12 protein-coding genes and 1 pseudogene are annotated in these 13606 nt (G+C 59.4%); 5 read left to right on the top strand and 8 right to left on the bottom strand.

Annotated features, from left to right (window positions below; translation table 11 throughout):
* Positions 1–6 precede the first annotated feature (6 nt).
* Positions 7–1527, top strand: coding sequence for a tripartite tricarboxylate transporter permease (locus tag ACUXUR_RS07260; protein ID WP_445501679.1), 1521 nt, complete (start codon positions 7–9; stop codon positions 1525–1527).
* Between the two features lie 618 nt (positions 1528–2145).
* On the opposite strand, the gene ACUXUR_RS07255 is transcribed toward ACUXUR_RS07260, so the two are convergent.
* From ACUXUR_RS07255 to ACUXUR_RS07245, 3 genes are read right to left on the bottom strand one after another with little or no spacing between them, the layout of a single operon-like run.
* Entirely contained in the window at positions 2146–3429 is a 1284-nt protein-coding gene (locus ACUXUR_RS07255; RefSeq protein WP_445501678.1) for a CaiB/BaiF CoA transferase family protein, read from the bottom strand.
* Positions 3430–3479: 50 nt separating this feature from the next.
* Positions 3480–5006: a malonate--CoA ligase gene (locus ACUXUR_RS07250; RefSeq protein ID WP_445501677.1), complete on the bottom strand. Its 1527-nt coding sequence runs from the start codon at positions 5004–5006 to the stop codon at positions 3480–3482.
* A gap of 51 nt (positions 5007–5057) precedes the next feature.
* A complete protein-coding gene (locus tag ACUXUR_RS07245) occupies positions 5058–5852 on the bottom strand; it encodes an enoyl-CoA hydratase/isomerase family protein (protein ID WP_445501924.1) in 795 nt (264 codons plus the stop codon).
* A 266-nt stretch (positions 5853–6118) separates the two neighbouring features.
* On the opposite strand from ACUXUR_RS07245, the gene ACUXUR_RS07240 reads away from it, so the two are divergent.
* Both ACUXUR_RS07240 and ACUXUR_RS07235 read left to right on the top strand, forming a co-directional pair.
* A complete protein-coding gene (locus ACUXUR_RS07240) occupies positions 6119–6805 on the top strand; it encodes a GntR family transcriptional regulator (protein WP_445501676.1) in 687 nt (228 codons plus the stop codon).
* A 65-nt stretch (positions 6806–6870) separates the two neighbouring features.
* Positions 6871–7401 (top strand): gamma carbonic anhydrase family protein, encoded by a 531-nt coding sequence (locus tag ACUXUR_RS07235; RefSeq protein WP_445501675.1) that lies wholly within the window; start codon positions 6871–6873, stop codon positions 7399–7401.
* 60 nt (positions 7402–7461) lie between these two features.
* On the opposite strand, the gene ACUXUR_RS07230 is transcribed toward ACUXUR_RS07235, so the two are convergent.
* From ACUXUR_RS07230 to ACUXUR_RS07215, 4 genes are all read right to left on the bottom strand, one after another.
* Positions 7462–8736 (bottom strand): amidase, encoded by a 1275-nt coding sequence (locus ACUXUR_RS07230; protein ID WP_445501674.1) that lies wholly within the window; start codon positions 8734–8736, stop codon positions 7462–7464.
* Between the two features lie 451 nt (positions 8737–9187).
* The gene (locus tag ACUXUR_RS07225; protein WP_445501673.1) at positions 9188–9592 is read right to left on the bottom strand and encodes a PRC-barrel domain-containing protein; all 405 of its coding nucleotides are present in this window, start codon (positions 9590–9592) and stop codon (positions 9188–9190) included.
* Positions 9593–9747: 155 nt separating this feature from the next.
* Positions 9748–10347 carry a hypothetical protein gene (locus ACUXUR_RS07220; RefSeq protein WP_445501672.1) on the bottom strand — a complete coding sequence of 200 codons (600 nt, stop codon included), beginning with the start codon at positions 10345–10347 and terminating at the stop codon, positions 9748–9750.
* A 549-nt stretch (positions 10348–10896) separates the two neighbouring features.
* Positions 10897–11175: a GNAT family N-acetyltransferase gene (locus ACUXUR_RS07215; RefSeq protein ID WP_445501671.1), complete on the bottom strand. Its 279-nt coding sequence runs from the start codon at positions 11173–11175 to the stop codon at positions 10897–10899.
* A 248-nt stretch (positions 11176–11423) separates the two neighbouring features.
* Here ACUXUR_RS07215 and ACUXUR_RS07210 point away from each other — a divergent pair.
* Positions 11424–11561, top strand: a pseudogene (locus ACUXUR_RS07210) (hydrolase); the annotation flags it as partial.
* 536 nt (positions 11562–12097) lie between these two features.
* Positions 12098–12712 carry a peptidoglycan-binding domain-containing protein gene (locus ACUXUR_RS07205; protein ID WP_445501670.1) on the top strand — a complete coding sequence of 205 codons (615 nt, stop codon included), beginning with the start codon at positions 12098–12100 and terminating at the stop codon, positions 12710–12712.
* A 693-nt stretch (positions 12713–13405) separates the two neighbouring features.
* On the opposite strand, the gene ACUXUR_RS07200 is transcribed toward ACUXUR_RS07205, so the two are convergent.
* Positions 13406–13606: hypothetical protein (locus tag ACUXUR_RS07200; RefSeq protein ID WP_445501669.1), on the bottom strand; the 201-nt coding region annotated here is incomplete at its 5' end.

The raw sequence follows: 13606 nt of genomic DNA, 5'->3' as shown, positions 1-13606 counted from the left end.
TGTCCCATGGCCAACATTGAGTCGCTTTTTCATGGCTTCGCAGTTGCAATGACTTTTCAGCACGTGGCCTTGATGATGATTGGCGTGCTGCTCGGTATCCTGGTTGGCGTGCTGCCGGGGCTGGGGGCTCCGAACGGAGTGACGCTCCTGCTGCCGCTGACGTACACGATGGATCCGGTTGGAGCCATCATTCTTCTTACTAGCATGTACTGGGGAGCCTTGTTCGGCGGCTCCACCACATCAATCCTGTTCAATATTCCAGGCGAGCCGTCTTCCGTCGCCACGACCTTCGATGGGCATCCGATGGCGAAGCAGGGGCAGGCTGTCCAAGCACTCTCCTTCGCTTTCCTTTCGGCGGGGTTTGGCGCGATGATGGGGGTCATCGTCACCACTCTTCTGTCAGGCTGGGTAACGAGCTTCGCACTCCAGTTCTCACCGCCTGAGTTCTTCGCCGTCTATTTCCTGGCCTTTGCGAGCTTTGTCGGCCTGTCGGGTGCGCAGCCTTCGAAGACGATTGTTTCCATTCTCTTGGGCTTTGCACTCGCAACGGTCGGAATGGATACGATTTCCGGCAGCCTGAGGCTGACCTTTGGCCTCGACGAGCTGCTGCGCGGCATCAGCTTTCTGATTGTCGTGATCGGTCTCTTCGGGGTTGGCGAACTTCTACTCACGATGGAGGAGGGGCTCAAATTCGACGGTGTGAAGGCGAAGGTGAGCCTCGCTGGCGTCATAGAGACACTCGTGCGTATGCCTCGGTACTGGGTCGCGCTGCTGCGGGGGAGCCTCGTCGGCGTCTGGATGGGGATCACGCCGGGCGGGCCCACGGCAGCGTCTTTCATGAGCTATGGTCTCGCCAAGCGGTTCTCGCGTCGGCGTGACCGGTTTGGAACCGGTGAACCGGAGGGCGTCATCGCGCCTGAAGCCGCCGATCACGGCGCCGGCACGGCCGCTATGCTGCCGATGCTAGCATTGGGCATTCCGGGCTCTGCCACCGCTGCCGTGATGATGGGCGGATTGATGATTTGGGGGCTCAACCCCGGGCCGATGCTCTTCATCGAAAGACCTGATTTCGTCTGGGGCCTCATCGCCTCGATGTATATCGGCAACGTCGTGGCCGTGGTCCTTGTCCTCGCGACCGTGCCTCTCTTCGCGTCGATCCTGCGCATACCCTTTGCGATCATCGGGCCGCTGATTATCGTGATTTGCTTCATTGGTGCCTGGACGGTAGCCTCATCGAAGCCCGATCTTTGGATTGCTTTCATCTTCGGTGTTGTCGGTTACGTGTTCAAGAAACTCGACTACCCCATTGCGCCGCTCGTGCTGGCTCTCGTGCTGGGCGACAAAGCTGAGGATGCCTTCCGCCAGTCCATGCTGATGTCACAAGGCAGTTTGAGCATCTTCTTCTCGAACCCGCTCGTGAGCACCATCACCATTCTGGCAACGCTCCTTTTGACATGGCCACTCTGGGCCGGCCTGATCAGACGCGCGAACATGCTGCGCCTTGGCCACGTCAAGACAGTGAACTGACGGAAGAGGGCGATGCCGCTGCGGGTGGTGGCTCGCAGCGGCATCGCTGCCTGTTCTACAGGGCAGATCTGCTGTCGCCATCTTCGATGCATGAAGGGGGTCAAACGGAATCGGCGCCAACGCATCGAGAGGGGCCGTGCGAGGGTTAGATCCAAGTCTATATTGAAAATGATGCGACGTTTAAATGTGAATGCCTGACGTCGCGCGATTACGGGGAAGGCGTTCGCGGGTTTTTGCCTGATTCTTCACGCGAGTTACTGCACCGGTGCCGCAGCGAAGTTTCGGATGTCTCCATCTTGGCCTTGAGCAGAACAGCGACGCGGATCGCACTGATATTGGCGATGCCCTTTCCCGCAATCACGTACCTATTTCTATGCGCGGGAGTGGAGATCGTGAAGGGAAAACCTCTTAGCAGCGGGACGTGCAAAGTCACTCGGGCTTTCCCCAGATATGGCCGAGGCCGTTGAAAGGGCTGGTCGGTTCCGTCATCAATCACGCTAGCGCATCGTGCGGACCCAGCCGGCCACGTCAGTGAGCCGAAGGGCCGTGTCAGCGAAAAGTGGGCCTGGTTTTCCGCAAAGAGCGATGCACCAAGCCGAAAAGATGATCCCGGCGGGATCACCCATAGCTAGGGCGGTAACGAGCCTCTCTCGCGATCTTCTCCGGATCCTGGCTTCCTTGCCGCGGCTCTACCTGAGTATCGATCGCGGCGCAAACCACGGCACCCTCCTTCTTGAAGGCTTCGATCTCCTCGTCCGAGAACCCGGCTTGTGTAAGAACCTCGCGCGTGTCCTCGCCAAAGACGGGAGCGCCCTTGAGGACGTCACCTGGCGTGCTGGAGAACTTCACGGGAAGGCCCAATGTCTTGACGGGACCGAGTGCCGAATGTTCAACCTCGACCAGCATCTTGCGAGCGGCGGTCTGAGGATCATTGAGGGCCTGCAGCATGTCGTAGACAGGTCCACAGGGAACACCCTTCTCGTCGAGAATCTCGAGCCAATACGCTGCCGGTTTGCCGCGGAAGCGCTCTGCGAGTTCCGCCTCGAGTTCGGGCAGATGCCCCATGCGGTCGGCACCGGTCCTGAACCGGGGATCATCGGCCAACTCGGGTGCGCCGATGGCATCAAGCGTGCGCAGCCAGTTCTTCTGGTTTGCGCCACCGACTACAATCCAACCATCCGCCGCCTGGAAGGCTTGGTAAGGGGCGTTGAGCGGATGCGCCGATCCCATGGCCTTGGGGGCGATACCGGTTGCAAGCGCAATCGCCGATTGCCAGTAGGTCTGAACGAGGGCCGCTTCGAAAAGGGAGGTCTCTACCCACTGACCCTCGCCAGTCTTGAGACGATGGGCGTAAGCGGCCAGGATCCCCATGGCGGCAAGAATGCCGGCCGTGATGTCCGAGAGCGGCGGACCGCATTTGGCGGGCGCTCCGCCGGGTTCGCCCGTGAAACTCATGATGCCGCTCATGGCCTGAGCCACGAGATCGAAACCGCGCCGATCCCTGTAGGGGCCGGTCCGGCCGAAGCCGGAGAGAGAGCAATAGATGAGACCGGGATTCTCCTTCTTGAGATCCTCGTATCCGAACCCAAGGCGCTCCATGACGCCAGGTCCGAAATTCTCGACGAGCACGTCGGCGGTCGTCACGAGCTGACGCAGGACTTTCTTTCCTCCGTCGGTCTTCAGATCGAGCACGATACCGCGCTTGTTGCGGTTCATCATCATGTACGCCGCGGCCTCGTCGCCAATCTTCGGAGGCAGCATGCGCCGCGTATCGTCTCCATCGGGCGTCTTCTCTACCTTGATGACGTCTGCGCCCATGTCTGCGAGCATGAGCGTGCAGGTCGGCCCCGCCATGACGTGCGTCAGATCAATGACCTTCATTCCATTGAGTGGACCCATCATATCCTCGTCTATTGTCGCAACACTGGCTTCAGGACACAGATACGCCTCTGTCAGCCAGCTTGGCGGCGCTCGTAAAGGGTGCTGTACTGCTCGCGCAGCACGTTCTTCTGGACTTTACCCATGGTGTTGCGTGGCAGCTCGTTCACGAAGAGCACGCGCTTGGGCTGCTTGAATTTAGCGAGCTTGTCACGCACGCTCGCCATGATCGTTTCCTCGGTCAGTGCGGCGTCCTTCAAGGGGACCACGATCGCTGTCACGCCCTCGCCGAAATCCGGATGCGGCACACCGATGACCGCTGATTCCTGCACGCCTTCGATGGCGTCGATGGCGAGCTCGATTTCCTTCGGATAGACATTGAAGCCGCCCGTGATGATGAGATCCTTGCCTCGTCCGACAATGTGGACGTAGCCGCGTTCATCGATCTTCCCAATGTCGCCGGTGATGAAGAAGCCGTCCGGCCGGAATTCGGACGCGGTCTTCTCGGGCATGCGCCAGTAGCCCTTGAAGACATTGGGGCCTTTCACCTCGATCATGCCGATATCGCTGGTGCCGAGCTGGCGGCCCGTTTCGGGATCGGCAATGCGCAATTCGACACCGGGCAGGGGGAAACCCACGGTTCCGGCGATTCTGTCACCATCGTAGGGATTGGAGGTGTTCATACCCGTTTCGGTCATCCCGTAGCGTTCAAGGATCGCATGGCCGGTGCGCGCCGAGAACTCGTCATGGGTCGAGGCCAGGAGCGGCGCTGATCCCGAGATGAATAGGCGCATGTGCGCAGTGCGTTCACGGGTGAAATCCGGATGCTCCAGCAAACGCGTATAGAAGGTGGGAACGCCCATCATGGTGGTGGCCCGCGGCAGAATCCGGACCACCTCGTCGGCATCGAACTTCGGCAGGAAAAGCATGGAGGCGTGGGCGGCGAGCACCACGTTCGTCGCCACGAACAATCCATGGGTGTGATAGATCGGCAGGGCGTGGAGGAGCACGTCGTCCGCCGTGAAGCGCCAGTAATCGACCAGCGTCAGAGCATTCGAAGTCAGATTGTAGTGGGTCATCATGGCGCCCTTGGAGCGCCCTGTCGTACCGGAGGTGTAGAGGATCGCCGCAAGATCGTCTGGGCCAGCGGGGTGATCCTCGAAGGTCTCAGGCTGATCGGCTGCAAGCACCATAAGGCTTCCGTCCCCAGCCGTTCCTAGGGTTTCGGCCAAGCCGCCGACCTTGGCGGCAATGGCGCCGATCTCGGTTTGGGCGGAAGGACGGCAGACAACGAGGCGCGGCTCGGCGTCGCCGACGAAATAATCGACTTCGCTTGCGGTATAGGCCGTGTTCAGCGGCAGGTAGACGGCTCCGGCCCGTACGCAGGCGACATAAAGGGCGAGCGCTTCAGGTGACTTGTCGACCTGAACGGCGACCCGATCGCCGGGCTTCACTCCGCAGCCTCTCAAGGCATGAGCGAGGCGAGAAGTGATCGCAAAGAAGCGCCGGTAGGTGAGTGTGCCGCCGTCTGCCGTCTCCAGGAAAACCTTGTCCGCTGTCTTGGGGTGTACATGGAAAAGCGGAAGCAGCGTCGTCGTCATGTCGGGATCGATCTGTCGTTAGTTGGGGGAAACGGGAAAGCGAGGGGCAGTTCACTCGCCTTTGAAATTCGGAGGGCGCTTGTTGAGGAACGCGTCGATGCCCTCGCGGAAATCCTGGCTCATGTAACACATGAGGATCAGGTCCTCGCCCTGACCCGGAGGGATCGTCGGCCGCAGCCGACGCAACGCCTCCTTGCAGGCCTGTAGGGTGAGGGGAGCATGGCCCGCGACGGTACGGGCGAGCTCCTCAGCGCGTGACATCAGCGCGGCCGGGTCGGCAACGACTTCGCTCACCAAGCCGATCTGGAGCGCTTCAGGAGCCTCGACCAGGCGGGCCGTGAAGATCATCTCCTTGAGGCGGGCAGGGCCGATCAGGGCAGCGAACCGGCTGTAGTTGGACATGGAAAGGCAGTTGCCGAGTGTCCGGGCAATCGGCAGGCCAAAGCGCGCGTTGTCGGCGGCAATCCGCAGATCGCAGCAGCCTGCAATGCCAGCTCCGCCGCCTGTGCAGGCCCCCGCGATGGCAGCAATCGTCGGCACACGACAGGTCTCAAGGGCGTTCAACACACGGTCGATGCGGCTCTCATAGCCAAGGGCGTCCTCTGGGCTGTCGAATGCGCGGAACTGGGAAATGTCCGTGCCGGCCGCAAAGGCCTTGCCCCCCGCACCGGTGACAACCATAGCTCGGACAGACCGGTCCTCGTTGACCTCGGCGCAGATCTCTGCAAGGCGCTCGTACATGGCGAAGGTGAAGGCGTTGCGGGCCTGCGGCCTGTTGAAGGTGACGAACGCCACCCCATCGCGTCGCTCATAGAGAATTTCATCGCTCGGCGTGGTGGTCGGCATCGTTGTCGTATCCATTGGCAGTTTCGATCCTGTCATCTCGACTCCGTCAATCCCTGAATGCCAGCATCGCCCGGATGCAGGAGCTTCCTGAGATGTTGATGTCGAGCAGTTTGAGTTTGAATTCAAAACATCTGAAATGCAAGATTGCAATAATGAAATTTGGGATCTATGTGGCATAATTGCATTCAAACTGGATGGGCCTTGACGTTACCTGATACCATCGGCAACACCGAGTGAGGCGGGTAACGCATAAGGATTAAAGCGCAATGTTGCACGATGAGGTGGTGTCCCGGGTCAGGCACATGCTGATGGAGGGTGAGATTCCCCCCGGTGCGCGCGTCCCCGAGCGGGACCTGTGCCTGACGCTGGGGATTTCCCGGACGCCTCTGCGCGAGGCGCTGAAGGTCCTCGCTGCCGAAGGTTATGTGGTTCTGTTGCCCAACCGGGGGGCAAGAGCGGCCAAGCTGACGCAGAAGGACGTGCAGGATCTCTTCGAAGTCTGCGAGAGTTTGGAAGCTGCTGCCGGAGAACTCGCCTGCCAGCGCATCAGCGACGGGCAGGTCCAGCGAATTGCGGGTCTGCACGAGGAAATGGTCTCGCACTACCGCAACAGGGACCTCCCGCAATATTACCGCTGCAACCGGGCGATTCATGAAGCGATCGTCGAGGCAGCCGACAATGCGGTGCTGGCCTCGCTCTACGAGTCGGTGACGTCGCGCATTCGGCGGGCGCGGTTCGTAGCCCCCATGCCTCCCACTCATTGGGAATTGGCGGTGCAGGAGCACGAGGCAATCCTGAACGCCCTGCAACGACGGGATGGTGTGGGGCTCTCGCACATTCTTCGCCGGCATTTGCGGCATAAGCGCCAGGAGGTGGAGCGCGCCGGCTTTGCAGAGAGTGCAGAAGATGCACAGCCGCAGACCAGGAGAATGCGACGGGCTGCTTCGGCCTAGGTACGGTGATTGTTCAAGGTCAGCAAGCTGGCTTGGTGGACGAGAGAAAGCAGAGAGGAAGTAGGATGCCGATCTACGAATTGAATAGTGAAAAGCCCGCATTGCCACCAGCCGGCCAATATTGGATTGCACCTGACGCTCATGTCATTGGGCGCGTTCGTCTGGGGCATGAAGTCGGTGTCTGGTTCGGCGCCGTCATCCGAGCGGACAACGACACGATCATCATCGGCGATCGAACCAACATTCAGGAAGGAGCGATGCTGCATGTCGACGAGGGATTTCCTCTGACCATCGGCGAGGGCGTCACGATCGGGCACCATGCCATCGTGCATGGCTGTACGATCGGTGACAACTCCTTGATCGGCATGGGGGCCACTGTTCTGAACGGCGCGCGCATCGGCAGGAACTGCCTCGTCGGAGCCAATGCGCTTGTGACCGAGGGCAAGGAGTTTCCTGACAACTCCCTCATTGTCGGCGCGCCTGCGAAAGCCGTGCGGACACTGGATGCGGACGCGACCGAGAGGCTGCGTGCATCCGCTATGGGTTACGTGGCGAACTGGCAAAGGTTCGCTAAGGGTTTGAAGCTGATCGGATAGCGACCTCCGATACAAGTCGGCTCGGATCCAAAAATGGGCTCCATTTGTGGGTCCGATTCTCTATCTGACTGATAGAACCCGAGCGATTGCCGCGGCAGCCGCCAACGTGCGCTGATCGTCGCCAATGCGACCGACAGCTTGGACGCCAATGGGCATTCCGGATGGCCCGGTCAGGCCCGGCACATTGACGCATGGCGCTCCCAGCAACGTCCAGACGCGATTGAAGACTGGATCGCCGGTTGCCTCCAGTCCCTGGGGCGCTTCACCCGGCGCACTGGGGGTGAGCAACACGTCCAAGTCGTCCAGCACGTCAGCCATGCGGGCCCGTGCCTCGGCCGCAAGAGATTGGGCGCTGTCGTAATCTTCGGGGGAGATGGCTGCACCGATCTGAAGGATTTCACGAAGCTTGGCGCTGAGGCGATCCGGCTTGGTCAGCATCTCGGGCGCACAGGCTCGGGCCCCCTCATATGCCATGATGATCTTCTGCGCCTCGAACAGATCTCGCCAAGCTTCCGGGAGCACCACCTCGCGTATATCCAGTCCAGAAGCTTGCAGGCGCTTGACCGCTTCTTCCAAAACGGCCGCCGCTGCAGGTTCAGCTGCATCCCATTCATGGGTTCGAGACAGGCCTATACGTGGGCGGATAGACTGGTTCTCGATACGCAGTCCTGGCCGCCCTGCGAGGACCGAGGCAAAAAGGGCGGCATCCTCCACTGTCCTGGCAAAGACGCCGACCGTGTCGAGGCTGTCGGCAAACGGCCGCACACCTGTGCGGTCGATCCGGCCTTGTGTCGGCTTGTAGCCTACACAGCCACAATAGCTCGCTGGTCGGATGACAGAGCCGGCTGTCTGTGTGCCGAGAGCCAGCAATACCATGCCATCCGCAACTGCAGCGGCCGAACCTGAGGACGAACCGCCTGGGGTCCGGCCGTAGTCATGCGGATTGTGCGTCTTGCCGGGTTGGAAATAGGCAAATTCAGTCGTTACGGTCTTGCCAAGGATCAGTGCTCCAGCATGCCTCGCCAGTGCCACACAGGTGGCATCCCGCGCCGGCCGGTATCCTTGGTAAATGGGCGAGCCGTAACTCGTCGGCATGTCCGCCGTATCGATGATGTCCTTGACGCCGATTGGCAGTCCCTTCAGGGGCCCCATGCCGACATGATCGATGCGGCGCGCCATGTCGAGCACCGCATCCGGCTCGACGTGCTGCCATGCGTGCACCGCGGGTTCGCGCTCTGCGATCCGCTCCAGACAGGCGCGGGCAAGGGCTTCGCAGGTCATGCTGCCATCGGCGATACGCCTCAGGGCCTCGAGAGCGGTAGGGATCTTGGTCATTCGAGCTCATCCTCAACGATGTTCGTGTATCTCCACCGCTGGATTGTTTCGCAAGGCAAAGAGGATGCCGGCAATCTTACCATCTCCTGAACGATCGGCCGAAGACCTCACTGATGCGGATGCTGATTTCATGGATGGTATTCCGCCCAGGTTTTCGGGGCCTCACTGACCCGCACTGCCGCAACCTCTGGCCAGTGCGTTTTGGACCAGTCGTAGAGCCGTTGGGAGATGACCTCGGCGGCCATTGGGTCGTGTCCGCTGGAGGGGGCGGATTGTTCGCATCCATGATGTCGCTTGTGCAGGAGCCCTGCAGCTACGGTACCCTCGCTTTATCCAGCACGAGGCTGGCGGTCGTGCCGGGCAGTCGACCCGGCATTTCTCATTTCTCCTTCTTTGACCTTATCGCCAGAGGAGCGTTTGGACTCCCCTGGCGAACGTCTTTACCTCAAGGTCAGATGCCCCAGTAGTAGGGCGTCCTCCAGTAGTCGTGCAGTTCCCGTTCGCGCTCCCGATCTGACCAGTCGTAATCATCACGGTCTCGGTAGAAACCTGGGGCACCGCGTAGCTGCTCCTCTGTGATATCTGTGCGATATCCACCCAAGTTGGTATCGTAGGTCAACTTGCTCCAGGGGATGGTGTGCTCTTCCTCGCCCATGCCGAGGAAGCCGCCGAACGACATCACAGCATAGGCAACCTTGCCGCTGATCTTTTCAATCATCAGCCGCTTAATCGAGCCGAGATGGTTACCCTGCGGGTCATACACAGCGGTTCCCTCAACCCGATCGCTCTCGATCAAGGGCTTGCCGGTCATCGTGCCGGGAGCATTGGTGTTGGCGGCGGTATCAGTCTGGGCCATATGGCGTCTCCTCTCTGGGTGCGAACGACTTCGATGCCCCTGGCGACCTCGCATTCCGCTATGCTGCGATGCGAGGTGTGCGTCTGGTTGGTGTTCCGATCAGAGCCGTTGTTCGGCCTCCATGCTGGTGTGCGTCTCAATCGCTGTCAGTATGCCTACAGGCGCCGTTTGCTACGGTGGGGGACATACCCACGGTTCGTTCGTCCGTAATCCGGTATGCCAGGCTCCCGATCGCGCCGCTCGCCGTGGATCATCCAGGCCAGTGCGTAGCCAATGGCACCTGCCATGAAGAGCGAGAGCAACGGGCTTCCCGTTATGTACCGGGTCACAAGGCTTTGCCCCTCACGAACATATCGTTCGGCCTGCGGATAGTATTCGCCTGCTTGCCGCACGTAGCGCTCGCCCCGGCTGTACACGCTTTCGGCTGCTCCAGCGGCACTCCCGGCGACATCGTTGAGCGTCTCGCGCATCTGATCAAGAAGGTGCTCGCTGGTGTCTTGCTCTGGAGCGGGTTGCTGCTTCAAGGTTGATGCTGGAGAAACCTCCTGACCATGAGGGACGGTTCCTGCGCCTTTAGTGATGGTCACCGAGACCGGATCGCTGGTTGGGAAGGTTTCCTCGATAGCATGGTCGAGCCTTGCATCGAGATTCTCCTTCGAGTTCTCGGGCAACTTGTTGTCAGGGGGACAATCCGCAGACTTGTTCCCCTCCCTGTCAGGAGTGGATTGGCTGCCGGTATCGGCTACATTCACCATAGGAGCCCTCCAGAACGCTCAAAGCAGGTTTTGTCGGCAACCTGCACCAAGCGTAACGCAAGGCTTTGAGTCGCGTTCCGGCCACTTCCCCGGCACCTTCGCTTTCGGCTCGCGGAAGGACGGCGAGACTGCCGTCATCGATCTCGGCGGAATCCCGGAACGCTTGGCTCAATTGTGCCGCTCATCTGCCCATGGGCCATGGGAGCATGTCCGAATTTTTCCGTGTGACTCATGCTCTCGATCTGCCAAGCCTTCTTCCTTGCCGGTATCATCAAGGGTGTGACCGCCATAGGGCCTGCCGATCGTGGCCACGGACGCGCTGGGAGCAATCATGTCGCCGTCGTGGCGGCGCGAGGATCTGGACACTCTCCTTGGTGGTCCCCGGTCTCCCGGATGCCGGCGCGTCGAGTGTCGCGATGCCCAAGGTGGATGACGACGGACAGTAGCGTGTGGCTGAGATCGTCAACCTTGATGGCATGCGCATCATTCTGAAAGAGCCACAGCGATCTGGGGAACCAGGTCGGCTCGCCAGGAGGGCCGGGGCCACGCTCAGCCGACGACGAGATCTGCGACCTCAGGGTGGCGGCTGGCCCATCCCGCCATGAAGGAGCACCGGACGATCACCTTGCGTCCGCTCGCGCGGATCAACCGAAACACGCCCTCAGCGAGCCTGGAGCCGATTCCCTGGCCGGACAATTCCTGGGGCACCTCCGTATGGGTAAGCACCACGTTGCCATTCTCCAGTCTGTAATAGGCCGCCGCGATGGCATCTCCGATGACCATCTCGAACCGGTGAGCTGTCGGGTTCTCGATGACGCTGTTGTCCATGGGCATGCTCCTGTTCACGTCCGACCGGCGAAGGGCAGTTCCTGCTGATTGTAATCGATCCCCACGGATTCGGGCAGCCAGGCCGTTCTGCGAACACGAACACCGGGTTCGTAAGAACATGGCTTTCGACGATTTGCCGGAGAGTTAGAGTGTAAAGCGCTCGCCAGAAAGACCCCTTCCAGATGAACGGCGAGCGGTCAAATTCGCCTTGAAGAGCTTAAGATTAGTTGCAGAAACAGGAAGAAGACATGGCAAGCGAGCCGATCAGAGACCTGGTAAAGGACCGCCTGCTGACGCCGCAAAATTCAGCTTTCATCATCATCGACTATCAGCCCATCCAGGTGAATTCGATTGCCTCAATGGACCGGCAACTGCTGATCAACAACACCTTCCGAAACTGATCCACTTCATCCGCAGGATTTATCACCAGAGTCGGGCTCATTTGGCGCTCGCACGTAAATCAAAATCGCAGCCAAGAGCGTAAACAGGCTTCCTCCGAATGGCATGCTGATAAGAGCGAATGTCGCTCCGTAAGGCCAGAGCAGAACGCAACTGACGAGAGCGCCGACCAACCCCGTCATCGTGTAGAGCATCACCATGCCAATATTCCCTAGGGGTTACCTCGACCGGATCATAGCCCATTTCGAGGCCCTTGGAAGAACCATGTGCAGAGAATGTCGCGGGACTAGGTCACGCCAAGTGGCATAAAGGGACCGAGGGGGCTGCCTCGCTCCCCGACTTAATTTCCTGTCCTAAAAATGCCCCGCCAGCTTTGACTGATTGTTCCCGTTTAGGGTCGGTTAACCACGCCGACATGGAGGTATCGGCCTGTCCAATTTGCGTCACAACCGGAGCCCATTGCGGAGCGGACGTGAGCACCAGTTCGGTGAGGTTTCTAAGCGAAAAACCCGCGAGTGAGATAATGGATTACAGATATTACAAAGCTGGATTGCAGATCGAAGCCGCGAGCAAAGGCCTTTTGGCCGTAGCGGTTGTCGGCTGGGGGTTATTTGCGTATTCGGCACTATCATCTGGCTCAGAAGAGGAAGCTGTACAGACCAAGATTGCGCAGCTTAGAGAACAGGTCGAGACAATCGGTGCAGAGCGCGATCAACTCGCGCGGGAACGGGATCAGAGAAATCAGACCGGTCAGAATCTGCAAAATATGCAGACACAAATTGAGGCAGCCATACGGGAGCTGCAGGATTTGGATTCTTTGCGAGCGAGTGTTAGTCAGGCGATAGAACAGGAGCGCGCTCGACTAGCTGGATTATCGAACCGACCAAGCGCAAAAGCGGACAGCATCACGGGCAGCACAGCATCGACAGATCCTCTCTCGAAGGAACAGATACGAGCGGCACAGGAAGCGCTTGCCGATTTTGGGTACGGAGATCTGAAAGCCGACGGGCTATTAGGGCCCAGCACTCGTAAAGCCGTTGAAGCGTTCCAACGTGCCAAAGGTTTCCGCGTCACTGGGGAACTTGAGCCTTCAACGCTTCGTGCTCTGAAAACCCACACAGCCTCCATGGCGCAATAACACGCTGCACTATTCGTTTGGAGCCACCCCGCGAGCTACTTCTGGCGGGGTCGATCGCTCATCCATTCGCTCTTTCTTACATGGGCAAGGCAGGGCGGAACAGGTGAGGAGCGCCGCAGCCTCTCGATAGCGTACGATTCTAGACGCATCCTTCTCGCTTGGGCGGCGAAACGGCATAGATCGATGTTGCCCTTAGGTCTGTCAGCTTACGACGCGTGCTAGCGCATCGTGCGGACCCGCAGGGCCGCGTCAGTGACCCGAAGGGCCGCGGTAGCGAAAAGTGGACCCGGTTTTCCGCAATCAACGATGCGCCAGCATAAAGCGTAAGCATCGGATGAATCCCAAAAAGGGGATTCCACTTTTTTCGTCCGAGGCTCTAGCGCTTTTCAACGATCGGCGTGTCTACTGTGAGGACCTGACGGTTTGCCGATTCTCAGGCCAAATATTGGTGGGCCGACTGATGGTTCCGGAGGTGGCGGTGTGTCGCGCGAGTAGCATCTGCGAGGGAATCTAAGTCCCTTGCATGTACCAGTTTAGCCACGTCCGTACAGGATACAGACAGCGGTCATAAAAAACCCTGCCCCTCGACGGGCAGGGTTTAGTCTCTCCTCGCCTTTGGATCGCTCCCAAGACAGCATCAGTAGGACACGCAACTCCCAGCGAGTCAAATTCCTCAATGTATTAACAAAAAGTTTACGCAGGGTTCGGGCAGCAAAATACATCAGAAAGAGGCTTAAAACTTGGCGGTGTTGCAGCTTTACCATAGCCAGAATTTCGCGATGAGACATACTCTTCTACTGCGACTCCTCGCACTAGGGATGAATGCTCATGAAAACGCGTCTTCTTGGTTTGCTTGCCGCTACAGTCATCACGAGCGCTGGTATTTCTGCTGCA

Source organism: Microvirga medicaginis (assembly GCF_052658925.1).
The sequence above is the reverse complement of the archived record's forward strand: the minus strand, read 5'-3'. Positions and strand labels throughout refer to the sequence as shown.

Coding starts and splice junctions, on each gene's coding strand:
- ACUXUR_RS07260 (WP_445501679.1), top strand. CDS start 7: ATGGCCAACATTGAGTCGCTTTTTCATGGCTTCGCAGTTGCAATGACT.
- ACUXUR_RS07255 (WP_445501678.1), bottom strand. CDS start 3,429: ATGATGGGTCCACTCAATGGAATGAAGGTCATTGATCTGACGCACGTC.
- ACUXUR_RS07250 (WP_445501677.1), bottom strand. CDS start 5,006: ATGACGACGACGCTGCTTCCGCTTTTCCATGTACACCCCAAGACAGCG.
- ACUXUR_RS07245 (WP_445501924.1), bottom strand. CDS start 5,852: ATGCCGACCACCACGCCGAGCGATGAAATTCTCTATGAGCGACGCGAT.
- ACUXUR_RS07240 (WP_445501676.1), top strand. CDS start 6,119: ATGTTGCACGATGAGGTGGTGTCCCGGGTCAGGCACATGCTGATGGAG.
- ACUXUR_RS07235 (WP_445501675.1), top strand. CDS start 6,871: ATGCCGATCTACGAATTGAATAGTGAAAAGCCCGCATTGCCACCAGCC.
- ACUXUR_RS07230 (WP_445501674.1), bottom strand. CDS start 8,736: ATGACCAAGATCCCTACCGCTCTCGAGGCCCTGAGGCGTATCGCCGAT.
- ACUXUR_RS07225 (WP_445501673.1), bottom strand. CDS start 9,592: ATGGCCCAGACTGATACCGCCGCCAACACCAATGCTCCCGGCACGATG.
- ACUXUR_RS07220 (WP_445501672.1), bottom strand. CDS start 10,347: ATGGTGAATGTAGCCGATACCGGCAGCCAATCCACTCCTGACAGGGAG.
- ACUXUR_RS07215 (WP_445501671.1), bottom strand. CDS start 11,175: ATGGACAACAGCGTCATCGAGAACCCGACAGCTCACCGGTTCGAGATG.
- ACUXUR_RS07205 (WP_445501670.1), top strand. CDS start 12,098: ATGGATTACAGATATTACAAAGCTGGATTGCAGATCGAAGCCGCGAGC.